General features: G+C 67.8%; 21 protein-coding genes. 9 read left to right on the top strand and 12 right to left on the bottom strand.

Features of this window, described 5'->3' with window-relative positions:
• Positions 1–102 precede the first annotated feature (102 nt).
• A complete protein-coding gene (mgrA, locus tag SPI01S_RS15020; RefSeq protein WP_066724170.1) occupies positions 103–1164 on the top strand; it encodes an L-glyceraldehyde 3-phosphate reductase in 1062 nt (353 codons plus the stop codon).
• Positions 1161–1622: a GreA/GreB family elongation factor gene (locus tag SPI01S_RS15025; RefSeq protein WP_066724172.1), complete on the top strand. Its 462-nt coding sequence runs from the start codon at positions 1161–1163 to the stop codon at positions 1620–1622. Before mgrA ends, SPI01S_RS15025 begins: the two co-directional genes overlap by 4 nt.
• Positions 1623–1781: 159 nt before the next feature.
• Here the strand turns inward: SPI01S_RS15025 and SPI01S_RS15030 are convergent, their stop codons facing one another.
• The 5 genes from SPI01S_RS15030 to SPI01S_RS15050 form a co-directional block, all read right to left on the bottom strand.
• Positions 1782–2633 carry a 2,4-didehydro-3-deoxy-L-rhamnonate hydrolase gene (locus SPI01S_RS15030; protein WP_066724182.1) on the bottom strand — a complete coding sequence of 284 codons (852 nt, stop codon included), beginning with the start codon at positions 2631–2633 and terminating at the stop codon, positions 1782–1784.
• Between the two features lie 97 nt (positions 2634–2730).
• Positions 2731–3033: a hypothetical protein gene (locus SPI01S_RS15035; protein ID WP_245653614.1), complete on the bottom strand. Its 303-nt coding sequence runs from the start codon at positions 3031–3033 to the stop codon at positions 2731–2733.
• Positions 3034–3094: 61 nt separating this feature from the next.
• Positions 3095–4525 carry an efflux transporter outer membrane subunit gene (locus tag SPI01S_RS15040; RefSeq protein ID WP_066724187.1) on the bottom strand — a complete coding sequence of 477 codons (1431 nt, stop codon included), beginning with the start codon at positions 4523–4525 and terminating at the stop codon, positions 3095–3097.
• Between the two features lie 5 nt (positions 4526–4530).
• Positions 4531–7707 carry an efflux RND transporter permease subunit gene (locus tag SPI01S_RS15045; protein WP_066724190.1) on the bottom strand — a complete coding sequence of 1059 codons (3177 nt, stop codon included), beginning with the start codon at positions 7705–7707 and terminating at the stop codon, positions 4531–4533.
• Positions 7708–7713: 6 nt separating this feature from the next.
• Positions 7714–8913 carry an efflux RND transporter periplasmic adaptor subunit gene (locus SPI01S_RS15050; protein WP_066724193.1) on the bottom strand — a complete coding sequence of 400 codons (1200 nt, stop codon included), beginning with the start codon at positions 8911–8913 and terminating at the stop codon, positions 7714–7716.
• Between the two features lie 102 nt (positions 8914–9015).
• On the opposite strand from SPI01S_RS15050, the gene SPI01S_RS15055 reads away from it, so the two are divergent.
• The 4 genes from SPI01S_RS15055 to SPI01S_RS15070 are packed head-to-tail and all read left to right on the top strand — an operon-like array spanning position 9016 to position 12472.
• Positions 9016–9648, top strand: a complete 633-nt coding sequence (locus tag SPI01S_RS15055; protein WP_245653615.1) for a TetR/AcrR family transcriptional regulator — start codon at positions 9016–9018, stop codon at positions 9646–9648.
• A 48-nt stretch (positions 9649–9696) separates the two neighbouring features.
• On the top strand, positions 9697–10461 hold the full coding sequence (locus SPI01S_RS15060) for a (Fe-S)-binding protein (RefSeq protein WP_066724198.1): 765 nt from the start codon (positions 9697–9699) through the stop codon (positions 10459–10461).
• Positions 10458–11849 (top strand): lactate utilization protein B, encoded by a 1392-nt coding sequence (locus SPI01S_RS15065; protein ID WP_066724200.1) that lies wholly within the window; start codon positions 10458–10460, stop codon positions 11847–11849. Before SPI01S_RS15060 ends, SPI01S_RS15065 begins: the two co-directional genes overlap by 4 nt.
• Positions 11846–12472 carry a LutC/YkgG family protein gene (locus tag SPI01S_RS15070; RefSeq protein ID WP_066724202.1) on the top strand — a complete coding sequence of 209 codons (627 nt, stop codon included), beginning with the start codon at positions 11846–11848 and terminating at the stop codon, positions 12470–12472. The genes SPI01S_RS15065 and SPI01S_RS15070 overlap by 4 nt, the downstream gene beginning before the upstream one ends.
• Positions 12473–12641: 169 nt before the next feature.
• Here the strand turns inward: SPI01S_RS15070 and SPI01S_RS22375 are convergent, their stop codons facing one another.
• The 5 genes from SPI01S_RS22375 to SPI01S_RS15090 all read right to left on the bottom strand — a co-directional run bounded on the left by SPI01S_RS22375 (position 12642) and on the right by SPI01S_RS15090 (position 17579).
• Complete coding sequence (locus tag SPI01S_RS22375) at positions 12642–13376, bottom strand: hypothetical protein (protein WP_157084730.1); 735 nt, start codon at positions 13374–13376, stop codon at positions 12642–12644.
• 97 nt (positions 13377–13473) lie between these two features.
• Positions 13474–14754 (bottom strand): L-fucose:H+ symporter permease, encoded by a 1281-nt coding sequence (fucP, locus tag SPI01S_RS15075; protein WP_066724204.1) that lies wholly within the window; start codon positions 14752–14754, stop codon positions 13474–13476.
• 34 nt (positions 14755–14788) lie between these two features.
• On the bottom strand, positions 14789–15556 hold the full coding sequence (locus SPI01S_RS15080) for an L-fucose dehydrogenase (protein ID WP_066724207.1): 768 nt from the start codon (positions 15554–15556) through the stop codon (positions 14789–14791).
• Positions 15553–16839: an L-fuconate dehydratase gene (locus tag SPI01S_RS15085; RefSeq protein ID WP_066724261.1), complete on the bottom strand. Its 1287-nt coding sequence runs from the start codon at positions 16837–16839 to the stop codon at positions 15553–15555. The genes SPI01S_RS15080 and SPI01S_RS15085 overlap by 4 nt, the downstream gene beginning before the upstream one ends.
• Positions 16839–17579, bottom strand: a complete 741-nt coding sequence (locus SPI01S_RS15090; protein WP_066724210.1) for an SDR family oxidoreductase — start codon at positions 17577–17579, stop codon at positions 16839–16841. The genes SPI01S_RS15085 and SPI01S_RS15090 overlap by 1 nt, the downstream gene beginning before the upstream one ends.
• 119 nt (positions 17580–17698) lie before the next feature.
• Here SPI01S_RS15090 and SPI01S_RS15095 point away from each other — a divergent pair, with 119 nt between their 5' ends.
• Positions 17699–18550, top strand: a complete 852-nt coding sequence (locus SPI01S_RS15095; RefSeq protein ID WP_066724215.1) for an IclR family transcriptional regulator — start codon at positions 17699–17701, stop codon at positions 18548–18550.
• Between the two features lie 21 nt (positions 18551–18571).
• Here the strand turns inward: SPI01S_RS15095 and SPI01S_RS23260 are convergent, their stop codons facing one another.
• Both SPI01S_RS23260 and SPI01S_RS15100 read right to left on the bottom strand, forming a co-directional pair.
• Entirely contained in the window at positions 18572–18703 is a 132-nt protein-coding gene (locus SPI01S_RS23260; protein ID WP_281179444.1) for a hypothetical protein, read from the bottom strand.
• Positions 18704–18763: 60 nt separating this feature from the next.
• Entirely contained in the window at positions 18764–19741 is a 978-nt protein-coding gene (locus tag SPI01S_RS15100) for an alpha/beta hydrolase (protein WP_245653616.1), read from the bottom strand.
• A gap of 171 nt (positions 19742–19912) precedes the next feature.
• Between SPI01S_RS15100 and SPI01S_RS15105 the strand changes: the two genes are divergently transcribed.
• On the top strand, positions 19913–22120 hold the full coding sequence (locus tag SPI01S_RS15105) for a WD40/YVTN/BNR-like repeat-containing protein (RefSeq protein WP_245653617.1): 2208 nt from the start codon (positions 19913–19915) through the stop codon (positions 22118–22120).
• Positions 22117–23739 carry a DUF5597 domain-containing protein gene (locus SPI01S_RS15110; RefSeq protein ID WP_066724221.1) on the top strand — a complete coding sequence of 541 codons (1623 nt, stop codon included), beginning with the start codon at positions 22117–22119 and terminating at the stop codon, positions 23737–23739. The genes SPI01S_RS15105 and SPI01S_RS15110 overlap by 4 nt, the downstream gene beginning before the upstream one ends.
• Positions 23740–23763: the final 24 nt, after the last annotated feature.

Consider the following 23763-nt stretch of genomic DNA (forward strand, 5'->3'; position numbering starts at 1 on the left):
CTTGGGGGCGGCTTGCCATTGTTCGGGACGAGGGGGTGTTTCGTGGCGGACCCGGCCTGCGTATAGGCGCGTTCGACCAAGCATTCCCGATGGAGAGACACGATGGCCTATCCCCAGCCCTGGCATGCCGATGCCGATCGTTATGACGGCCGCATGCCCTATCGCCGCTGTGGGCGGAGCGGGCTCGACCTGCCGGCGATCAGCCTGGGGCTGTGGCAGAATTTCGGCGGCACCGACGTGTTCGAAAATGCCCGCGCGATGCTGCGCCGGGCGTTCGACCGCGGCGTGACGCATTTCGATCTCGCGAACAATTACGGGCCGCCGTACGGCTCGGCCGAGGAAAATTTCGGCCGCGTGCTGGCGACCGACTTCGCCGGCCACCGCGACGAGCTGATCATCTCGTCCAAGGCTGGCTGGGACATGTGGCCTGGACCCTATGGCGACGTCGGCGGCAGCAAGAAGTATCTGATCGCCTCGTGCGACCAGAGCCTCAAGCGGATGGGGCTCGACTATGTCGACATCTTCTACTCGCACCGCGTCGACCCGAAGACGCCGCTGGAGGAGACGATGGGCGCGCTCGCCCAGATCCACCGCCAGGGCAAGGCGCTGTACGTGGGCATCTCCAGCTATTCGCCCGAGCTGACCCGCAAGGCGGCGGCGATCCTGGCCGAATACAAGGTGCCGCTGCTGATCCACCAGCCGAGCTATTCGATGCTCAACCGCTGGATCGAGGAGAGCCTGCTCGACACGCTGGAAGATCTCGGCACCGGCTGCATCGCCTTCTCGCCGCTCGCGCAGGGGATGCTGACGCGCAAATATCTGAACGGCGTGCCGGAGGATGCGCGCGCGGCCAAGGGCGGTTCGCTCAACACCGCGCTGCTTTCCGACGAGAACATCGCCCGCATCCGCGCGCTCAACGGGATCGCCGAGAAGCGCGGGCAGACGCTGGCGCAGATGGCGATCGCCTGGGTGCTGCGCGATCCCCGCGTCACCTCGGCGCTGGTCGGCGCGCGGACGGTGCAGCAGCTCGACGATTCGCTGGATGCCGTGAAGAATCTCGATTTCTCGGCCGAGGAGCTGGCCGAAATCGATGCGCATGCAACCGAAGGCGCGATCGATCTTTGGAAGGTATCATCCACGCTCGAGGATCTGCCCCAACGATGAGTGTCGCCTTCCGCCGCGAGAGCGACGAGGAACATAAGGAACCGAAGTTCGAGCTGCCGCTGCCGGCGGGGCCGAACCTCGTCACCGCGGCGGGGCCAGCGCTGATCGCGGCCAAGGTCGCGGCGCTGGAAGCCGCGATCGAGGCCGAGGGCGATGCCGAGGCCAGGGAGGTGCTGAAGCGCGAACTCCGCTACTGGAACACCCGCGCCGCCACCGCGCAGGTCGCACCGCCGATCGAGGACGGTGTGGCGGGGATCGGCGCGCGGGTGCGGATCCGGCTGAACGGGCGCGAGCGGGTGATCGAAATCGTCGGCCATGACGAGGCCGATCCGAGCGCCGACCGGCTCGCGTTCCAGGCACCGCTCGCCCACGCGCTGCTGGGCGCGGAGGAAGGCGAGCGGGTCGATTTCGGCGGCAAGGCCGAGGCGATCGAAGTGCTGGGGGTGGAGGCGATCTAGGGCTTTGGGGGAAGCGTCCCCCTCACCCTTCCGCGCCTTCGGCGCTCCCTCCCTCTCCCACAAAAGGAGAGGGAGCAGTGCCTCTCCCCTTGCGGGAGGGGGAAGGGGCCCGCTGCCGAAGGCAGTGGGGAGGGTGAGGGGGACTTTTCCTCCTTCAGGTCACCCCGCCAGCGCCGCCAGATCGAAGGCGATCACGTCCTGGCGCTGGGTGCCGAGGCCGGTGATCCCCAACTCCATCACGTCGCCGGGCTTGAGGAAGATCTTGTCGGGCTTCTGGCCCTCGCCGACGCCCGGGGGCGTGCCGGTGATCAGCAGGTCACCCGGATGCAGGGTGATGAAGCGGCTCATGTACGCGATGCATTCCGCGACCGGGAAGATCATCGTCGACGTGTTGCCGGTCTGCATCCGCTTGCCGTTGAGATCGAGATACATGTCGAGCGCCTGGCAATCGGCCACCTCGTCCGGCGTCACCAGCCACGGGCCGACGGGGCCGAAGGTGTCGCAGCCCTTGCCCTTGTCCCACTGGCTGCCGAGCTCCTTCTGGAAGGCGCGTTCGGACACGTCGTTGGCGAGGACATAGCCTGCCACGTGATCCAGCGCATCGGCCTGGTCGACATGGCGGCAGGTCTTGCCGATGATCACGCCCAGCTCGACTTCCCAGTCGCTCTTCTGCGATCCCTTGGGGATCATCACCGGATCATTGGGGCCGGCGAGGCACGAGATCGCCTTGGTGAAGAAGATCGGCTCGGGCGGCGGCTCGAGGCCGGCTTCGCGGGCGTGGTCGGCATAGTTGAGGCCGATCGCGAGGAACTTGCCGATGTTCGCCACCGGCACCCCCAGGCGAACGTCGCCCTCGACCAGCGGCAGCGTGGTGGGATCGACCGCGCGGATCCGTTCGATCACGTCCACGGTAAGATCGGGCACCAGGCCGGTCAGGTCGCGGATCCGGCCGTCGGCGTCCAGCAGGCCGGGCTTTTCGGCACCGCGCGGGCCGTAGCGAAGCAACTTCATGCAAGCGTCCTCATTCAGGAAAGACAGACGATTGCGCAGTAGCGCGGCACGCCCGCCTGCCAAAGGAGGAAATCGCTCCGGCCGTAGCGTCCTGCGCTCAGCTCACTCGGCGGAGGTGCTTGCCGCCATAGCGGTGGCCCAGATAGTCGGCGAGGCGCTGGACATAGTTGCGCGCGTTCGCCGCCTTGTCCGGGCAGCAGGGCAGGGGGTTCTTGCTGATGCCGGCAGCGCGGCGCTCCACCTTCTGGCAGAGCAGCTCGATATCCTGGCGCGAGAGCATGTTCTTCTCCCGCATCACGCAGAGCAGACCTTCGAGGATGATCATGCTCTCATCCGAGGCCTGCACCGGCAGTGCGGGCAGTCCCGGATCTTGGTTCGGCTGGGTTTCGTTCAGCGACACGACACCTCTCCTTCTCCTATTGGATCCAGAGAGTATGCCGATTTTCGCTGCTGGCAAGCGGCTAGTCGAGCCCGCCGCCTAAGGTTCTATACAGGGTCACCAAATTGCTCGCACGGGTCAGCCTGGTGGTGACCAGTTGCTGCTCCGCGGCATAGGCGCTGCGCTGCGAATCGAGCGCGGTGAGGAAGGAGTCCACCCCCGCCCGGTAGCGCGCGTCGGACAGGCGGGCGGCGACCTCCGCCGCATTGGCGCGGGCGCTCTGCGCGCGCAGCTGCTCGTCGATCGTGCCGCGCTGGGCCAGCGCGTCGGCGACCTCACGGAAGGCGGTCTGGATCGTCTTCTGATAGGTGGCGACCGCCGCATCGCGCGAGGCCTTGGAATAGGCGAGGTTCGCCTGGTTCTTGCCGAAGTTGAAGATGTTGAGCGATGCCGTGGGTGAGACCGTATAGGTATCGGTGCCCGAACCGAACAGCTTGCCGATGGTCGACGCGATCGAACCCGCCGTTGCGGTGAGCGAGAGGCTGGGGAAGAACGCCGCGCGGGCGGCACCGATATTGGCGTTCTGCGCGATCAGCTGGTGCTCGGCCTGCAGCACGTCAGGGCGGCGCAGCAGCACTTCCGACGGCACGTTGCCGGGCAGGGCGTCGATCGTCGCCCGGGCATCGCCCAGCGAATCGGGCAGCAGCTCCGTCCCGACGGGTGCGCCGGTCAGCAACTGCAGTGCGTTGATGTCCTGCGCGATCCGCGTCTGCGCGGTCGCCACGTCGTTGCGGGCGGACTCGTAGTTCGTCTCGGCCTGGCGCGATTCGAGTTCGGAGGCGGTGCCGATGCGGAACTGGGCGCGGGTGAGCTCCAGCGATTGCTGGAAGGCCTGGAGCGTGTTCTGCGCGATGGCGAGCTGCTCGCGGTCCGACGCAAGGGTCAGCCAGGCGCTGGCGATCTCGCCGATCAGCGAGACGCGTGTGGCACGCTGCGCCTCGGTGCTGGCGAAATATTGCTCCTGCGCCGCACGGCTCAGGTTGCGCACGCGGCCGAACAGGTCGAGCTCGAACGAGGTGATGCCGCCCGACACGCTGAAGTTCTGCACGTCCTGGACGCCGCCGCCGCCCAGCGCACCGCCCGCGCTCGCCGCGAACTGCGCGGTGTTGGTGTAGGTGCCGGTGCCGCTGACGCCGATCGCGGGGAACAGGTCCGCGCGCTGCGCCCGGTACTGGGCCCGCGCCTGCAGCACGTTGGCGGCGGCGAGGCGCAGGTCCTGGTTGTTGTCCAGACCCAGCTGGATCACCTTGCGCAGGCGATCGTCGACGAAGAAATCGCGCCAGCCGATCTTGCTGATGTCCGGCGCGTCGGTTGCCGCCGCCGGGTAGACGCCGCCCTGGGGAAGCGCGGCCGGCACGGCCGGCTCCGGCCGGCCATATTTCGGGGCGAGGTTGCAGGCCGAGAGCGCGGTGCTCGCGGCCAGGGCGAGGAGCAGGGGGAAGCGGTTGGTCACGGCCGTCAGGCTCCCTGGGGCGCCGAGGCGCCGCCGTCATGGGTGGTTGCGGGGGGCGTCTCGCCCTTGTTGCGGCGGCGATCGAACAGACCGCGCACCACCACGAAGAACATCGGCACGAAGAAGATCGCGAGCACGGTGGCGGAGAGCATGCCGCCCACGACCGAGCGACCGATGGCGTTCTGGCCGCCGGCACCCGCGCCGGTGGTGATCGCCAGCGGCAGCACGCCGAAGATGAAGGCGAGGCTGGTCATCAGGATCGGGCGGAGACGGAGCTTGGCGGCTTCGATCGCCGCGTCGAAGGCGCTCATGCCCTCGCGCATCCGCTCCTCGGCGAACTCGACGATCAGGATCGCGTTCTTCGCCGACACGCCGATCGTGGTGATCAGGCCGACCTGCAGGTAGATGTCGTTGTTGAGGCCGGTCAGCTTCGCCGCGAGCAGCGCGCCGACCACGCCGAGCGGCACGACCAGGATGACCGAGATCGGCACCGACCAGCTCTCGTAGAGCGCGGCGAGGCAGAGGAACACGATCAGCAGCGACAGCGTGTAGAGTGCCGGCGCCTGGCCGCCCGACAGCCGTTCCTCGTACGACAGGCCGGTCCATTCGAGCTGGGTGCCCGGCGGCAGCTTGGCGTGGATCGCCTCCATCGCCGCCATGGCGTCGCCGGTCGACACGCCCGGGGCGGGGGTGCCGAGGATTTCCATCGCCGGCAGGCCGTTATAGCGGGTCAGCTGCACCGGCGCCTGTTCCCAGCTGAGCGTGGAGAAGGCGGTGAACGGCGTCATCGTGCCGGTCGCGCCGCGGACGTAGAGGTTCGCGATGTCCTCCGGCGCCAGGCGATAGGGGGCATCGGCCTGGACATAGACGCGCTTGACGCGGCCGCGATCGACGAAGTCGTTCACATAGGCGCCGCCCCAGGCGGTGGCGATGGTGCTGTTGACCGAGGCCAGGTCCAGGCCGAGCGCCTTGGCCTTGTCCTGGTCGATATCGACCTTGAGCTGGGGCGCGTCCTCCAGCGAGTTCGGGCGCACGCCGACCAGGCGGTGATCCTGCATCGCCATGCCCAGCATCATGTTGCGCGCCTGGAGCAGGCGTTCATGGCCGATGCCGCCGGTGTCGACGAGCTGCAGGTCGAAGCCGGTCGCGTTGCCGAGTTCCTGGACCGCGGGCGGGGTGATCGCGAAGATCAGGCCGTCGCGATATTGCGAGAAGCTGCCCATCGCGCGGCCGACCATGGACTGCGCCGAATTGGCGCTGCCCTTTCGGTCCGCCCAGTCCTTCAGTGGAATGAACACCAGGCCGCTGTTCTGTCCGGCGCCCGCGAAGCTGAAGCCGTTGATGGTGAACACGCCCTGCACATTGCCCGCTTCCTGCTTGAGGAAGTGGTCGCGGACGAGTTCGAGGCCCTTGTCGGTGCGCGCCGAAGTGGCGCCCGCCGGACCCTGCACCAGCGCGATCGCGATGCCCTGGTCTTCTTCAGGCAGGAAGCCCGAGGGGAGGCGCAGGAACAGGAAGGCCATGCCGCCGATGATCAGCAGATAGACCAGGCCCGAGCGCTTCCAGCTGCGCGCGGTGCTGCGCACACCCTTCTCGTAGCGGCGCTGGCCGTTATCGAACTTCTCGTTGAACCAGCGGAAGAAGCGCGCGAGCGGGCCCTTGCCTTCCAGCTTGTCCGGATCGTGCGGCTTGAGGATGGTGGCGCACAGCGCCGGGGTGAGCACGAGCGCCACGAACACCGAGAGCACCATCGCCGAGACGATCGTGATCGAGAACTGGCGGTAGATCACGCCGGTCGAGCCGCCGAAGAACGCCATCGGCAGGAACACCGCCGACAGGACGAGGGCGACGCCGACCAGCGCGCTGGTGATCTCGTCCATCGACTTGCGCGCGGCGTCGATCGGGCTGAGATGCTCGGTGACGATCAGGCGCTCGACATTCTCCACGACGACGATCGCGTCGTCGACGAGCAGGCCGATCGCCAGCACCATGCCGAACAGGGTGAGCGTGTTGATCGAGTAGCCGGCAATCGCCATCACCGCGAAGGTGCCCAGCAGCACCACCGGCACCGCGATCGTCGGGATCAGGGTGGCGCGGAAGTTCTGCAGGAACAGGAACATCACCAGGAAGACGAGCACCACCGCTTCGATCAGCGTGTGCACCACCTGCTCGACCGACAGGCGGACGAACGGCGTGGTGTCGTACGGGTAGATGACCTTGATGTCGCCGGGGAAGGTCTTGGCGATCTCGTTGACGCGGGCCTTGACCAGGTCGACCGTGGCCAGCGCGTTGGCGCCGGGGGCGAGCTTGATGCCGATGGCGGCGCCGGGCTTGCCGTTCCACTTGGAGTCGAAGCCATAGCTTTCGGCGCCGATCTCGACGCGGGCGACGTCGCCCAGGCGCACCACCGAGCCGTCGGTACCGCTCTTCAGGCGGATCTGGGCGAACTGGTCCGGCGTGGTCAGGCGCGACTGGACCGAGACGGTGGCGTTGAGCATCTGCTCCTTCGGCGCCGGGCGAGCGCCCAGCTGGCCGGCGGAGACCTGCGCGTTCTGCGCGCGGACCGCGGCGCTCACGTCATCGACGGTGAGCGCGTACTTGTTGAGCTTCACCGGATCGACCCAGATGCGCATCGCATATTGCGAGCCGAAGATCTGGGTGTCGCCGACGCCGTTCACGCGCGACAGCGGATCCTGCAGCTTGGACACGGCATAGTCGGCAAGATCGGTGCCGCTGTGCGACCCGTCTTCCGAATAGAGGCCGATCACCACCAGGAAGTTCTGGGTTGCCTTGGCGACCTGGATGCCCTGCTGCTGCACTTCCTGCGGCAGGAGCGGGGTGGCCGCCTGCAGCTTGTTCTGCACCTGCACCTGGGCGATGTCCGGATCGGTGCCCTGCTCGAAGGTGAGCGTGATCGTAACCGTGCCGGCCGAGGAGGACGAGGACGAGAAGTAGCGAAGGTGATCAATCCCCTTCATCTGCTGCTCGATGATCTGCGTCGTCGTGTTTTCCAGCGTCTTGGCATCCGCGCCCGGATAGGTGGCGGTGATCGAGACGGCCGGCGGGGCGATCGTGGGGAACTGCGCGATCGGCAGCGAGCGGATGGCGAGGACGCCCGCCAGCATGATGATGATCGCGATGACCCATGCGAAGATGGGGCGATCGATGAAATAGCGCGACATGGGAGCTTACTTCCCCTGAGCGGGAGCTGCGCCCGGCTGGCCCTGGGCCGGCTTGGCGTTGGGGTTCCAGGGCTGCGGCGTGACCGGCATGCCCGGACGCAGCATCATCGCACCCTCGACGATCACCTTGTCGCCCGGCTTCACGCCGCCGGTGACGATCCAGGCATCCCCCGCGGTGCGGCTGGTCTGGATCGGGCGCGGCTCGATCTTGTTCTCGGCGCCGACCACCAGCACGATCGGATTGCCGCGCTCGTCGCGGCTCACCGCGCGCTGCGGCACCAGCATCGCGTTCTGCTGCGTACCCTCGACCAGGCGCGCCCGGACGAACATGCCCGGGAGGAGCAGGCCGTTGGGGTTGGGGAACAGCGCGCGGATGATCTGGCTGCCGGTCGCCTGGTCGACGGTCACGTCGGCGAAGCGCATCGTGCCCTGCGGACCATAGTCGGTGCCGTCTTCCAGCTTCACCGCAACCTTGGCGTTGCCGTCGCGGGCGACCTGGCCGGCGATGATCGACTGGCGCAGCTTGAGGATGTCGGCGCTCGACTGCTGGATGTCGACATAGATCGGGTCGAGCCGCTGGATGGTGGTCAGCGCGTTCGCCTGTGAGGCGGACACCAGCGCGCCGGTGGTGAACACCGAACGGCCGATCTTGCCGCTGATCGGCGCGCGAATGGTGGTGCGGGCGAGGTCGATCTCGGCCGTGGTCAGCGCGGCGCGCTGCGCCGCCACGTCGGCCCGCGCCTGCGCGGCGCTGGCGAGGGCGTTCTCGGCTTCCTGCTTCGAGATCGCGTTGATCTTCACCAGTTCGCCATAGCGGCGGGCAAGTGCCTCGCTGGTGGCGATCGTCGCCTGGGCGCGGGTCAGCGCGGCGCGGGCGCTGGCGACGGCGGCGCGGTACGGCGCGGGATCGATCCGGTACAGCGGCTGGCCCTGGCGGACCATGTCGCCTTCGGTGAACAGCCGTTCGAGGATCAGGCCGTTGACCTGCGGGCGAACGTCCGAGCTCTCATAGGGGCTCAGGCGGCCGGGCAGTTCGCTGGTCAGCGGCACGGCCTGCTGCTGGACGACGATATAGGAGACCGGGGGCGGCGCGGCCTGCTGGCCACCGGCGCCGCCGGGGCCACCGGCACCCTGCTGCTGGGACTGGCCACCACAGGCGGCGAGGACAAGCGCGAGAGCCGGCGCGGTGTGACGGAAAAAAGTCATGCTTCAGCCTGCCGTTGTGATATATGTGAGTGAACGTTCGCTCACATTCGCCGCTACTGCGAAGCGAGTGACTCGGTCAAGTCGATTTTATAGACGGGTTGGATGACAGAAACTACGGGAGACAGCGGGGTTCCGCACCGCGAAAAGGCCTTGCTGCGACGCGAAAAAATCGTCGCGGCCGCGCGCAGGCTGTTCATTGCAAACGGTTTTCACGCGACAGGCGTGGCCCAGATCGCCAAGGAATCGGGCATTGCCGTAGGTCAAATATATCGCGATTTCTCGTGCAAGGAGGCGATCGTCGCGGAGATCGTGCAGGCGGATTGCATGGACTTCCTGGCACCCGAGTCGCTTTCCGCCGGTATTCGCAGCGGGGACCCGGAGTTTGTCTGGACCTGGCTCGCCGATTTCATTCGCCCCGAACCGGGCGAGTCCGATCCGCTATTTGCAGAGATCGTCGCGGAAACCGCCCGAAACGAGCGCATCGCGGCGGTTTTCGAAGCCACGCGCGGCGATGTCCGCAGCACGATGCTGGTCGCCTTGTCGGCGCTGATTCCCGGCGAGGCGTTCGGCGAGCGCCGCTGTGCGCTGGCCGACATGATCACCGCGACGGCGCTGGGCCTGATGCAGCACCGCTTCCTGAGCCCGGCCGAGGATACCGACCGGGCGGCGGCGCTGTTGCTGAAAATGCTGCGGCGGGAAGTCGCGGAGATGCAGGCGGAAGCCATCAACAGCTGACGGCGCCATTTCTGGAAAGCGCTCCCAGAATGTGCAAATGGGGAGGGCATGAGCCAGGATACTCCGTCGCGCGTCGCGTTGTTCGTCACCTGTCTGGTCGATGCGATGCGGCCGCGCGTGGGCTTTGCGGCGCTGCGGGCGCTGGCCGATGCCGGCTGCGCGGTGGTGGTGCCGGCGGCGCAGACCTGTTGCGGGCAGCCCGCGCTCAACTCCGGCGACCGCGCGACGGCGACCGACTTCGCCCGGCGCAACGTCGCGATGCTGGAGGGCTATGACGCGATCGTCGTGCCCTCGGGCAGCTGTGCCGGAACGATCCGCTGCCATTATCCCGAACTGCTCGCCGACGATCCCGAATGGGCCGCGCGCGCCGAGGCGGTGGCGGGGAAGACCTGGGAGATCCTCGCCTATCTCGATGCGCGCGGCTGGCGTCCGCAAGGCGTGACGCTGCCGGCGACCGCGACCTATCACGACAGTTGCTCGGGCCTGCGCGAACTCGGCATCAAGGCGCAGCCGCGGCGGTTGCTCGGCGCGGTCGACGGGCTGGACCTGGTGCCGCTCGCCGGCGAGGAGACGTGCTGCGGCTTCGGCGGCACCTTCTGCGTGAAATACCCCGCCATCTCCAACGCGATCGCCGACGAGAAGGCGGCGGCGGTGGAGGCGAGCGGCGCGGGGCTGCTGCTCGCCGGCGATCTCGGCTGCCTGATGAACATGGCGGGCAAGCTGCACCGGCGCGGAGCCGAGGTGCGCGCCTTTCACACCATCGAGGTGCTGGCCGGCATGGCCGACGGCCCGGCGATCGGGGAAGACCAGTGAGCCGGGCGTTCGACGCGCGGGTCGATGCCGCGCTCGCCGACCGCCAGCTCAAGATCGCGGTCGAGCGCACCGCCGGCACCGCCGAGGCCAAGCGCGGGGCGGCGATCGGCGCCTGGCCCAGCTTTGGCGCGGCGCGGGAACGGGCGGCGGCGATCAAGGACCATGTGATCGCGAACCTTGGCAGCTATCTCGTGCAGTTCGAAGCATCGGCGACGGCTTCGGGGGCGACGGTCCATTGGGCCGAAACCGCCGACGAGGCGTGCGCGATTGTGGTCGACATCTGCCGCAAGGCGGGCGCCAGGAGCGTAGCGCGTTCCAAGTCGATGCTCGGCGAGGAGATCGGCCTGCCGCACGCGCTGGAGGCCGCAGGCATCGGCCGGGTCGAGACCGATCTGGCCGAACACATCATCCAGCTGGCGGGCGAGCGGCCTTCGCACATCATCTGGCCGGCGATGCACAAGACGCGCGAGCAGGTCTCGGCGCTGTTCCACGCCCGCCACCGCGAGCCGCATGTCGAGGAAAGCATCGTCGCGATGGCGGCGAGCGCCCGGCGGCAGTTGCGGGGCGAGATGCTGGGCGCCGATGTCGGCATTTCGGGCGCCAATTTCCTGATTGCCGATTCGGGGCAGGTCTGCACCGTCACCAACGAGGGCAATGCCGAACTCTCGCTGGTGCCGCCGCGCGTCCATATCGTGACGGCGGGGATCGAGAAGCTGGTCCCGTCGATGGACCATGCGGTGCATCTGCTGCGGCTGCTCGCCCGATCGGCGACCGGGGCGGCGCTGACGCAATATACCACCTTCTATGCCGGGCCGAAGCGGGCGGGCGACCGCGACGGGCCGGAGGAGATGCACATCGTGCTGGTCGACAATGGCCGCAGCGCGATGCGCGACGAGGGGCTGGCGGAGATGCTCCGCTGCATCCGCTGCGGCGCGTGCATGAACCACTGCGTGGTGTTCCGGCAGATCGGCGGCCATGCCTATGGCGGCACCTATCCGGGGCCGATGGGATCGGTGCTGACGCCCGCGCTCGACGGGCTGGCGGCGAACCGCGACCTGCCGAACGCCTGCACGATGAACGGCAAGTGCCAGGAGGTGTGCCCGGTCGCGATCCCCTTGCCGACGCTGCTGCGCGGCTGGCGCGAGAAGAGCTGGCGCGAGGGGCTGGAGCCGGTGACGCTGCGCAAGGGGCTGGGGCTCTGGGCGTGGGCGGCGCGGCGGCCGTGGGTCTACCGGACGGGAGTGCGCTGGGCGATCCGGACGATGCGGCTGGCCGGGCGCGGCTGGATCGCGAAACTGCCGCTAGCCGGCGGCTGGACCGGCGGGCGCGACTTCCCCGCACCGGCGGCAGAGAGTTTCATGGACCGCTATCGAAAGGGAGAACGATGAGCGCGCGCGACGCGATCCTGGCGCGGCTGGGGCCGGTGGGCGATCCGGCGGTGTTGGCGGCGGAGGCAGCGGGGCTGCTGACGGGCGAGGAGCGCGAGCGGCCGGTGGGGGGCGAGGATCTGGTAGCGCGCTTCCTGGCGCAACTTGGCCAGCCGAGCGTGGCGGCGACGCATGCGCGGATCGGCTCGCTGGCGGAACTGCCGGGGGCGGTGGCTGGGTATCTTGCGGTCGAGGGCGCGGAACCGGCGCTATGGCTGCCGCCCGATGCGCGGGTGGATGGGCTCGACTGGGCCGGGCTCACGCGGCTGGCGGACTGCCCGATCGACGACGGCGCGGTGCTGGCGTTTGCGCGGGCCGGGGTGGCGGAGACGGGGTCGCTGGTGTTCGAGACCTCGCCGGAAGCGCCGATGCTGCCCAACTTCCTGGCGCTGCGGCACATCGTCGTGCTGGAGGTCGCCGCGCTGGTCCGCTGGCTGGAGGATGCTGCTCCCGGCGGGGCAGTGCCGCGCGCGCATTATTGGGTGACGGGGGTCAGCGGTACGACCGATATCGAGGGCACCTATGTCCGCGGCGCGCATGGGCCGCGGTTTCTGCATGTGGTGCTGGTGGGTTCCCCTTCTTAAGCCCCTCCTCCTCGGAGGAGGGGTTGGGGGTGGAGGGATTCCAGAACGTTCGTTGGTCTCGGTGAGACACAGCCCCACCCCAACCCCTCCCCTAAAGGAGAGAGGCTTAAAGTGGTCACTCGCTGCTGTTTGTAGGCGCGGCTTGAACGTTAGCTTGTATCTTAACGGCTTAGAACGGAACGTCGTCGAGATCGTCGGGGAAACCGCCGGAGGTCGCAAGCGGCTGATTGCGTAAATCTGGGATTGCCTTGGGAGGAGGTGACAGCCGAAGCCGGTTCGCTTCCTCGGCTTCCTTATCTTCGCCGATGTAAGCAATTATATTTGTAATAGCTTCGATTGCTTTGGGTGAATTGGCCAAAGCTGCCGTGCCTCCCCCGATGATGGTCATGATCGATGCTGCAATTGCCATCGTTCTAGCAAAGCCTAGGCGTTGCCTATGTAGCTCTTCATCAAGTTCATCGAGTTTAGCGATAAGCTTAGATTTCTTTTTATTGTCGAGATCAGAATCTTCAACAAAGCGGCGAAGGTGATCGATTTCTTGCGCTATTCGAGCGCGATTTATGCGGCCTAGTTCGACCGTGTACGGTCGGGATAGAGTCGGGCTTTTAAGTCGAGCTTTCGCAATGATGCCCGCTAAATGGTGACGGTAAACGGTATAGGTGCGATAGGTCGTGTTCTCGGGATCGAGAAGGGGCAAGCCTTCAATATCGCAAGCCTCAGCGATATGAGAGATCATGCTAACAAACTGCGAACGAACTTCGTCTGAGAACTCATTAGATTGGGAATCGTCCAGCATCCGCGCGATGTTTTTTTGCGCAACAGTCGCTAGTCGAACGAAGCGATCGTATGGATCCGAAGGAAGGTCTTCGAATTCGCTTTCAGGGATGAGATCGTAGTCAGACATAAGCCCCCAGCGTCTAATACTGGAATGATAGGGGCTTACGCTTCAATGCGCCATCCTTTCAATCCGGGTCTTAATCGAGAACTCGCATCGCCACCCCTCAATGCCCCGCCGTCACCAGCTCCACATCCCCGGCCGTCCCCCGCGCGCTCGCACCGAAGGCGAGCACGACCAGGAACGCCACGGCCGGCACCAGCAGCGCGAGGTTGATCCCCGCGAGGTCGGACAGATGCCCCATCGCCGCGGTCAGCACTGCGCCGCCGATGATCGCCATCACGATCAGCGAGGCGCCGATCTGCTTGAGCGCGCCCAGCCCGCCGATGCCGATCGCGAAGATCGTCGGGAACTGGATCGACATGAAGAAGCTCGCCGCCACCAGCGCATACAGCCCGGTGGTGCCGCCGACGAACACCGCCACCGCCGCCAGCGCCGCCGACAGGCCGGAGAACGCCATCAGCAGTACCGGCGCGGACACCTTGCCCATCAGCGCCGCGCCGACGAAGCGGCCGATGCCGAACAGCACCAGGCTGGCGAACAGATAGTCGGCCGCGCCCTGCTCGGTGAGGCCGGGCAGGTTCACCTGGGCGTAGCGGATCGTGTAGCTCCACAGCCCGACCTGCGCGCCGACATAGAAGAACTGCGCCACCACCGCGAACACCAGCGTCTTGTCGCGGAGCACGGTGCCGAGCGCCTTGCCAGTCGGCACCGCCGGCGCATCGCCCTGCTTGCGGTTGTCCGGGAAGGCGATCAGCGCGGCGGCGATCGCGAAGGCGAGCACGACCAGCCCGATCACCAGATACGGCGTCTGCACCGAGGCGAGTTCGCCGCGCAGCGTCGCGGTCCGCTCGGCGGCGGACATGGCGGCGAGCGCGTGATCGTCCTGCGCGAAGCTGGAGAGGATGAAATACTTGCCGACCAGCACGCCGAAGATCGTGCCCAGCGGGTTGGCCGCCTGGGCGAAGTTCAGCCGGCGCGCGGCGCCTTCGGGGCTGCCGAGTTCGGCGATCAGCGGGCTCGCCGAGGTCTCGAGAAAGGCCAGGCCGCAGGCGATCACGAACAAGGCCGCGAGGAACCAGCGATATTCACCGAAATGCGTCGCTGGATAGAAGAGCAGCGCGCCGATCGCGTAGAGGACCAGCCCGGTGACGATCGCCGCCTTGTAGCCCCGCCGCCGCGCGAGCATCGCCGCCGGCGTCGCGAGCAGGAAATAGCCCATGTAGAAGGCCTGCTGGACGAAGCTCGTCTCGAAATCGCTCAGCGTGAAGGCGCGGCGGAAATGCGCGATCAGGATGTCGTTCAGGTTGTTCGCCATTCCCCACAGGAAGAACAGCGAAACCGTCAGGATGATGGCGGGGGTGTAGCGTCCGGCCTTGCTGGCCATGTGTCCTCTCCTTGGTGCGACGCCCCTGTTGGGGTCATTCGATGGCGCGGTCCAGATGCGTGTAGCCGCCGTCGACGAACAGCCACTGGCCGGTGGTGTGGCTGGCCCGCTGCGAGAGCAGGAACAGCGCAGTGTCGGCGATTTCCTCCGGCGTGGTGAAGCGGTGCCCCAACGGCACGCGGCGCTCGATCTCCTGCCGGCGTGCGGCGGGATCGTCGAAGCTCTTCAGCCATTCGGCATACGCAGGCGTCTCGACCTCGGCCGGCACGATCGCGTTGACCCGGATGCCGTCGCCGCGCAGCGCCACCGCCCATTCGCGGGTCAGCGCCAGCACCGCGCCCTTGGCCGCGGCATAGGCGCTGGTATGGCCCTGGCCGGTGATCGCGGTCTTGGAGCCGATATTGACGATCGCCCCGCGCGCCGCCCGCAGGTGCGGAAGTGCTGCACGCGCCATCCCGAAATAATGGACGAGGTTGATGTCGAGCGAGGCGCGGAACTGCGCCGGGGTCGCCTCGAAGCCGAGATTGTCGTTCAGCCCGGCATTGTTGACCAGCCCGTCGATCCGCCCCCAGCGTGCCGCCACCGCGTCGACCGCGGCGACCACCGCGTCGTCGTCGGCCAGCTCGCAGGGGTGGAACAGCCAGTCCGGCCCCAGCTCCGCCGCCAGTTCCGGCCGGGGCGGTTCACGCGAAATGATGGCGGGCAGCGCACCTTCGCGCGCAAGGCCCGCCGCGATCGCCGCGCCGATCCCCGACGCGCCGCCGGTGACGATCACGACCTTGCCGGCAAGGCCCAGATTCATGCGCCGAACCGATACTGGACGAGCGTCTCCGGCTTCATCTGGATCGAATAGCCCGGCTGCTGCGGCGGCATGTATGCCGCGTCCTTGATCACGCAGGGCTCCAGGAAATGTTCATGGAGATGATCCACATATTCGATGACCCTGCCGTCCATGGTGCCGGCAAAGCACAGATAGTCGATCATCGACAAGTGCTGGACGTATTCGCAAAGCCCCACGCCGCCGGCATGCGGGCACACCGGCAGGGCGTAGCGGGCGGCGAGCAGCAGCACCGCCAGCGCCTCGTTCACCCCGCCGATGCGGCAGGCGTCGAGCTGGATCACGTCGACCGCGCCCACCGCCATGAACTGCTTGAACAGGATGCGGTTCTGGCACATCTCGCCGGTCGCGACCTGGACCTGGCCTATCCGATCGCGGATCGCCTTGTGGCCGAGCACGTCGTCGGGGCTGGTCGGCTCCTCGATGAACCACGGCTTGGCGAAGGCGAGCGCGTTGACCCACTCGATCGCCTGGCCGACTTCCCACACCTGGTTGGCGTCGATCATCAGCTTGCGATCGGGTCCCAGCACCTCGCGGGCGATGCGGACGCGGCGGATATCGTCCTCCAGGTCGCGGCCGACCTTGAGCTTGATATGGTGGAAGCCGGCATCGACCGCTTCCTGCGCCAGCCGCCGCAGCTTCTCGTCGGGATAGCCCAACCAACCGGCCGACGTGGTGTAGCAGGGATAGCCGTTCGCCTCGAGCGTGGCGACGCGGTCCGCTTTACCGGCGGCGCGCTCGGTGAGCAGGGCGAGCGCCTGCTCGGGCGTAATCGCGTCGGTGAGGTAGCGGAAGTCGATCGCGCGGACGAGCTGTTCGGGCGTCATGTCCGCGACGAGGCGCCACACCGGCTTGCCCTCGGCCTTGGCCCACAGGTCCCAGATCGCGTTGACCACCGCGCCGGTGGCGAGGTGCATCGCGCCCTTGTCCGGGCCGATCCAGCGCAGCTGGCTGTCGCCGGTGAGGTGTCGCCACATCCGCGCGGGCTCCTCGGCGATCCAGGCGAGGTCGAGCCCGAGGACGAGGTGGCGCATCGCCTCGATCGCCGCGACGCAGATGTCGTTGCCGCGGCCGATGGTGAAGGTGAGGCCATGGCCTTCGAGGCCGGGGACGTCGGTCTCCAGGATGACATAGGCCGCCGAATAATCGGGGTCCGGGTTCATCGCGTCGGAGCCGTCGAGCGAGGCGCTGGTCGGGAAGCGCAGGTCGACCGTGCGCAGGCCGGTGATGCGGGCGTGCATGGTCATCAGTTCACCCACCCGCCGTCGATCACGTGCACCGCACCGGTGGTGAAGGCCGCCTCGTCGCTGGCGAGATAGCAGACCAGCGCGGCGATCTCGTCCTCCTGGCCCAGCCGGCCCATCGGCTGGCGGGCGACGAAGGCGGCATGCGCGTCCTCGACGCTGATGCCCTGCTGCGCGGCCTGCTCGGCGACGCGCTGGCGGAGACTGGGCGTGTCGACCGTGCCGGGGCAGACCGCGTTGCAGCGAATGCCCTTCGCGACGAAATCGGCAGCGACAGATTTGGTCAGGCCAATAACGGCAGCCTTGGAGGCGCCATAGGCATAGCGATTGGGGATGCCCTTCACGCTGGAAGCGATCGACGACATGTTGACGATCGCGCCACCGCCCCGCTCCAGCATCGCCGGCAGGAAGGCGCGGATCATGCGGTGCATGGCGTGGACGTTGAGGTCGAAGGAGAGGTTCCAGTCGTCTTCGCTGCCATCGAGAATGGAGCCTGCGGCGACGAAGCCCGCGATGTTGGCGAGTGCGTCGATCGCGCCGATTTTTGCAGGCAAAGCCGCGATTTCCGCGGCGTCCAGCAGGTCGAGCACCACCGGCTCGACGCCGTCCATCGTCGCAAGTGCGTCGCCGTCGCGATCCAGCGCGAACACGCGGGCGCCCTCATCGCGAAGTCGCAGCGCGGTTGCGCGCCCGATGCCGTGGCCAGCCGCGGTTACGAGCGCGGTCTTGTTCCGGAAACGCATCGCCTCCCCATCTCCTTCGTAGTTTTCATATGTCAAAATGACTTTCATCTTCTTAGCCAAAATCGGGGCGCGTTCGCAAGTGGCATGACACCGCCTGCCAGATTGGTTAGCGTGGCGGCATGACCGATACCGCACCACCCGCTTCGGCCGACAAATCGCCCGCCTACGCCGCGCCTGCGCTGGAAAAGGCGATCGACGTGATCGAGTTGCTCGGCACCGAGCCGCAGGGGCTGACGATCAGCGAGATCGCGCAGCGGCTAGGCCGCTCGATCAGCGAGCTGTTCCGCATCATCGTGGTGCTGGATCGGCGAGGCTGGCTGTACAAGGACAGCGTGAGCGACCGGTACCGCGTCACCTATCGCGTGCTCGAGATCGCGCACCGCGCGACTCCGGCGCAGGAGCTCACCCACGTCGCGACGCCGCTGATGCACAGCCTGGCGGCGGCGACGGTGCAGTCCTGCCATCTGGTGGTGGTGAACGGCACGCGCGGGCTGATCGTCGCGCGGCAGGAAAGCCCGGGGCAGACCGGATTTGCCGTGCGGCTGGGAACCGAGATCGACCTGCTGACCAGCTGCTCGGGCCATGTGCTGCTTGCCGCAATGGAGGAGGAGCGGCGCGCCGTGCTCTATCCCAAGGGGTTGTCCAAGGGGCTGGCCGAGCGGCTGCACGCCGTGCGCGCCAAGGGGTATGAATCGATCCCCAGCGCGCGGATGGCAGGCGTGTCCGACATGAGCTGCCCGATCTTCGGCTTCGACGGCCATGTCGTCGCGGCGCTCACCATCCCGTTCCTCGCCGCGATCGACGATGCGCCACATGTTTCGCACGACGAGGCGCTGGCGCTGCTTCGCGAAACGGCGATGGCGATTTCCTCCGCGCTGGGCTGGTTCGATCGCGGCGACGCGCCGGTGGTGCCCAGCCTGTCGGTCGCCAGCCCGGGACGCCGTCGCCGCGTGCGGGCGTCCGAGGCCTAGAGGCGGCCGGCGGCGGCGCCGTCAGCCCGGCGTGACCACGTAATAGATATTGTAGCCGACGAACACCGTCACGATGATCGCCAGGACGATCAGCGCGACGGTGCCGAAGCCCTTGCGGGCGCGCTTTTCCACGGGTTCGCTTCTCGGGTCCATGCTGCACGCCTTGTCGTTGAGTCCTCGACGAAAGACGCGCAGCAGCCCGGATCGTTGCGATCAGCCGGCGAGCAGCCCGGATCGGCGTGCATAGGCGGCGAACAGCGTAGGCCAGGCCGAGGCCGGCACGGTCTTGGGCAGGCGCACGCCGAAGCCGTGGCCGCCCTGGTCGAAGGCATGGAGTTCCGCCGGGCGCTTGGCGGCGAGCATCGCCTGGTAGAGCGCGAGGCTGTTCGCGATCGGCACCAGCCCGTCGTCGCTGGCATGGGCCAGGAAGATCGGCGAGGTTTCGGCGGTGACGCGGTTCTCGACCGAGGCGGCGGAGAGGGCTGCGGCATCGGCGCCGGTGCCGAACAGATTGTCGCGCGAGCCGCCATGGGTGAAGGGCGCGGCAAGGCTCACCACCGGATAGATCAGGCCGGCAAGGTCGGGCCGGGCGGAAAGCTGGTCGGCGGCGTCGACCGGCGCGTAGACGCGCTCGGCATGGCGCGTCGCCAGGCTGCCGGCGAGATGGCCGCCGGCCGAGAAGCCGATCGCCAGCACCTTCGCCGGATCGACGCCGTAGCGCTTGGCCGAGGCGCGGATCAGGCGCAGGCCGCGCTGCGCATCGGCAAGCGGTACCGTTGCGCGGTTCGCCCAGCCTTCGGTAGGCAGGCGATAGCGCAGGATGAAGGCGGTGATGCCGATGGCGTTCAGCCAGCGCGCCTGTTCCTCGCCCTCATTGTCGATCGCCAGGAAGCCATAGCCGCCGCCGGGGACGAGCATCACCGCGGTGCCGTTCGGCTGGGCCGGGCGGCGCACGGTAAGCGACGGCTGGCCCACGCCGGTCAGCCAGCGATCATTGAAGGCGGGGTCCTTGGAGCGCTGGTCGTATTTCGGCGTCGGCAGGGATGCTGGCGATCCCGGTGGCGATCCCGGCCATAGCGGGAGCATCTCGTCCTGCGTTGCGCCCTGTGCCTGCGCGGGCAGCGCCGACAGGCCGGCGGCAAGTGCCATGCCGCCCAGCAGGTGGCGACGGTTAAGTTCTTGCGAGATCATGCATTCCTCCCCAGCGCGTGGCGCGACATCGTGCACGAAGCTATCGCAGGCCGCATCCACCTGTAAAAGTAAATTTCAAAACAGCGGTTTCCTTCCGCATCTGGTAGCGCTAACCTGTTGCGGCACGATCGTAAACGGGCTGTCATTGGTCCGCGGCGGGAGGGGAGAATAATGGCGCGTTCCATGTCGCTCGGCATGTTCGCGGCGCTGGCCATCGCGGCCGCGCCGGTGCCGGCCGTGGCGCAGACGCATATTCCCTATCGCTGGACCAATGTGACGGTGGGCGCCGGCGGCTATGCGCCAGGCATCGTGTTCAGCCCGGCCGAGCGCGGCCTCGCCTATCTGCGTACCGATATGGGTGGCGCCTATCGCTGGGATGCGGCCGCGGCGCGCTGGGTGCCGCTGCAGGATGGCAACGTTGTCTCAAGCTATATGGGCATCGAGAGCATCGCCCCCGATCCGCGCGATCCGGCGCTGGTCTATATGGCCGCGGGCATGGGTGCCAATGCGCCGGCGGCGATCCTGCGATCGGCCGATCGGGGCACCACCTGGGCGGTGACGCCGGTGCCGTTCGCGATGGGCGGCAACGAGGCGGGCCGCGGTCTCGGCGAGCGGCTGGCGGTGGACCCCAACCGTACCAGCACGCTGTTCTTCGGCACGCGGCATGACGGTCTCTGGCGCAGCGACGATTCGGGCGCACACTGGACGAAGCTCGCCGCCTTCCCGGTGGCGGGGCTGGGCAAGCCGCCGCCGCGCCAGACGCATGGCGGCGTGGCGTTCGTGCTGTTCGATCCGGCCAGCGGCACGCCCGGCACCGGATCGCGGCGGATCTGGGCGGGTGTCGCCGATCCGGGCGCCGTGCATCTCTATCGTTCGGCGGATGGCGGCGCGACCTGGCTTCCGGTCGCGGGTCCCGGCCCGGAGATGCTGGCCGTCAAGGCGGCGATCGCGGCGGACGGCACGCTCTATGTCGGCTATGCCACCGGCATCGGCCAGAGCGACGCGCGGGACGGCGCGGTGTGGCGCTTCACGCCGGACGGCAGGGGGCAGGCGATCACGCCGCCGGACCATCGCGAGGGCGGCATCCTCGGCGTGGCGGTGGCGGCATCGGCGCCCGGCACGGTCGCGATCAGCACGCTGGACCGCTATACGCTCGGCGACACGCTGTGGCTGTCGCGCGACGGCGGCGCGCATTGGGACGATCTCGGCCCGCGCAGCCGGCGCGACATCAGCGCGACGCCCTTCCTGCTGCACGAGGGCAAGGGCGCGGATTTCGGCCACTGGATCACCGGCCTCGCCATCGATCCGTTCGACGCCGGGCACATCGCCTATACGACCGGGGCGACCGTCTATGCGACGGGCTCGGCCGGGATGGGCCGCGTCGACTGGGCGCCTTGGGTGCGGGGCATCGAGCAGACGGCGATTATCACGCTCATCTCGCCGACCGGTGGGGCGCATCTGGTCTCCGGCTTCGGCGATCTTGCCGGGTTCGTGCACGACGATTTCGCCGTCTCGCCGCAGCCGAGCTTCACCAACCCGTATCTCTCGAACACCAACACGCTGGACTATGCGGGGCGCAAGCCCAGCGTGATCGTGCGCAGCGGCAGTCTCTACGCCAATCGGGCGCGTGACGCTTCGCTGGGGCGGTCCGAGGATGGCGGGCGCAGCTGGGTGCCGGTGAAGGTACCGGCGATGGGGAACCCGCCCGCCCGCGCCGACCTGAACGGCGAGGCGGCGATCAGCGTCTCGGCCGATGGCGGCACGATGCTGGTGGGAACGCCCGAGCCACTGCGCACGCGCGACGGCGGCAAGACCTGGCTGCGCGTGGAGGGGCTGCCGGGCAGCATCCGCACCACCGCCGACAAGGTCGACCCCAGCCGCTTCTATGCGGTGAGCGACACCCGGTTGCTCGGCTCGCGCGACGGCGGGGCGCATTTTGCGCCGCTCGCCGGGCGCGGGCTGCCGGCGGATCTTTCGGCGGCGCGGATCCGCAACCGCGAGCAGCAATCGACGCTGGTCGCCTCGCCCTTCGCGGCGGGCGAGCTGTGGCTGAAGCTGGCCGGGCAGCTTTGGCGCAGCACCGATGGCGGCGCGTCGTTCCAGCCGGCCAGCGGCGCGCTGCAGGTAGAGCTGTTCGGTCTGGGCAAGTGGCAGGGGCGTAGCCCCGCGGTCTACGCCGTGGGCACGATGGACGGGCTGCGCGCCGTTTGGCGCTCGGACGATCTGGGGAAACATTGGCAGCGGATCAACGATGACGGGCACCAGTGGGGCCTGCGTTTCCGCGTGATTTCGGGCGACCCGCGCATCGCGGGCCGGGTATATCTCGGCACGGACGGGCGCGGGCTGTTCTATGGCGATCCGGCAGGGGAGAAGAAATGAGGAAGCATTCGCTAGGGAGCGCAGCGCTCGCGCTGCTGCTCGCCGGCACGGCGACGGCGCAGACCGCGACGCCGGTGCCGCATATCGAAACGAAGAACGGCCGCCATGCGCTCATCGTGGACGGTGCGCCGTTCCTGATGCTGGGCGCGCAGGTCAACAATTCGAGCAACTATGCCGAGCCGCTGGCGACCGCCTGGCCCGTGCTGGAGCGGATGCACGCCAACACCGTGGAAGTGCCGATCGCCTGGCAGCAGGTGGAGCCGCGCGAGGGCCAGTTCGACCTCAGCTTCCTCCGGACATTGCTCGACCAGGCCCGTGCGCACGACAAGCGCGTGGTGCTGCTGTGGTTCGGCACCTGGAAGAACACCAGCTACAGCTACACGCCCGATTGGGTGAAGCTCGATTCGAAGCGCTTTCCGCGCATGAAAACGCGCGACGGCAAGGATCACGGCGTGCTGAGCGCCCACGGCGCCGAGACGCTGAAGGCGGACATGCGCGCCTTCGTGAAGGTCATGGAATACTTACGCGACCATGATCCGCAGAACACCGTGATCCTGGTCCAGCCGGAGAACGAGACCGGCAGCTACCGCAATCCGCGCGACTATTCGGCCGAGGGCAACCGGCTGTTCGCCCAAGACATCCCGGCCGAACTGGCGAAGAAGACGGGCAAGCGCGGCACCTGGGCGCAGGCATTCGGCGCGCAGGCCGATCGCGCGTTCAACAGCTGGTATGTCGCGCGCTACGTGAACGCCATCGCGGCGGCGGGCAAGGCGGTGAAGCCGCTGCCGATGTACGTCAACGCGGCGCTGGCCGGCGCCTCCAACGTGCCCGATCCGGACGGCGTGGCGAGCGGCGGTCCGCAGCAGGACGTGCTCGACATCTGGAAAGCCGCTGCCCCCGCGCTCGATTTCGCGGCACCCGACCTCTATGATCGCAGCAGCGAGAATGTTGCGCTCTACCTCGAGAAATATGCGCGGGCGGACAATGCGCTGATGGTGCCGGAGATCGGCAATGCGCGCGACTTCGCCCGCTTCTTCTACGAGGCACTGGGCCGCGGCGCGATCGGCTTTGCGCCGTTCGGGATGGACGCCACCGGCTATTTCAACTTCCCGCTCGGCGCCCGCGACCTCGATGCGGCGACGATGGATGCCTTCGCGCTGCCCTATCGCACGCTGGGCGGCATCGCGCGCGACTGGGCGCGGATTGCCTTTACGCGCCCGACCTGGGGCGTCGCCAAGCCGGACGACAACAAGCCGCGCAGCACCACGCTCGGCGGCTGGCAGATCACCGCCAGCTGGGGCGAGTGGCAGTTCGGCATGAAGGAATGGACCTTCCTCAAGACCGATCCGGCGCCCTGGGGTGCGGAGAAGATCGGCGGCGTTGCGGTCGCGCAGCTTTCCGAGAACGAGTTCCTGGTGGTGGGCGACCATGTCCGCGTTACCTTTGCGCCCGCGGCAGGCAGCGCGCCCAACGGCATCATGCTCCGCACCGAGGAAGGGACCTTCGTCGACGGCCAGTGGAAGACGACGCGCACCTGGAATGGCGACCAGACCGATTACGGGCTCAACCTGATCGATCGTCCGCAGGTTCTGAAGATCACCATGGGCCGCTATCGTTGAGCGGCAGAAATAGAAGAATGGCAG

This window comes from Sphingomonas pituitosa NBRC 102491 (assembly GCF_001598435.1).
GTDB lineage: Bacteria > Pseudomonadota > Alphaproteobacteria > Sphingomonadales > Sphingomonadaceae > Sphingomonas > Sphingomonas pituitosa.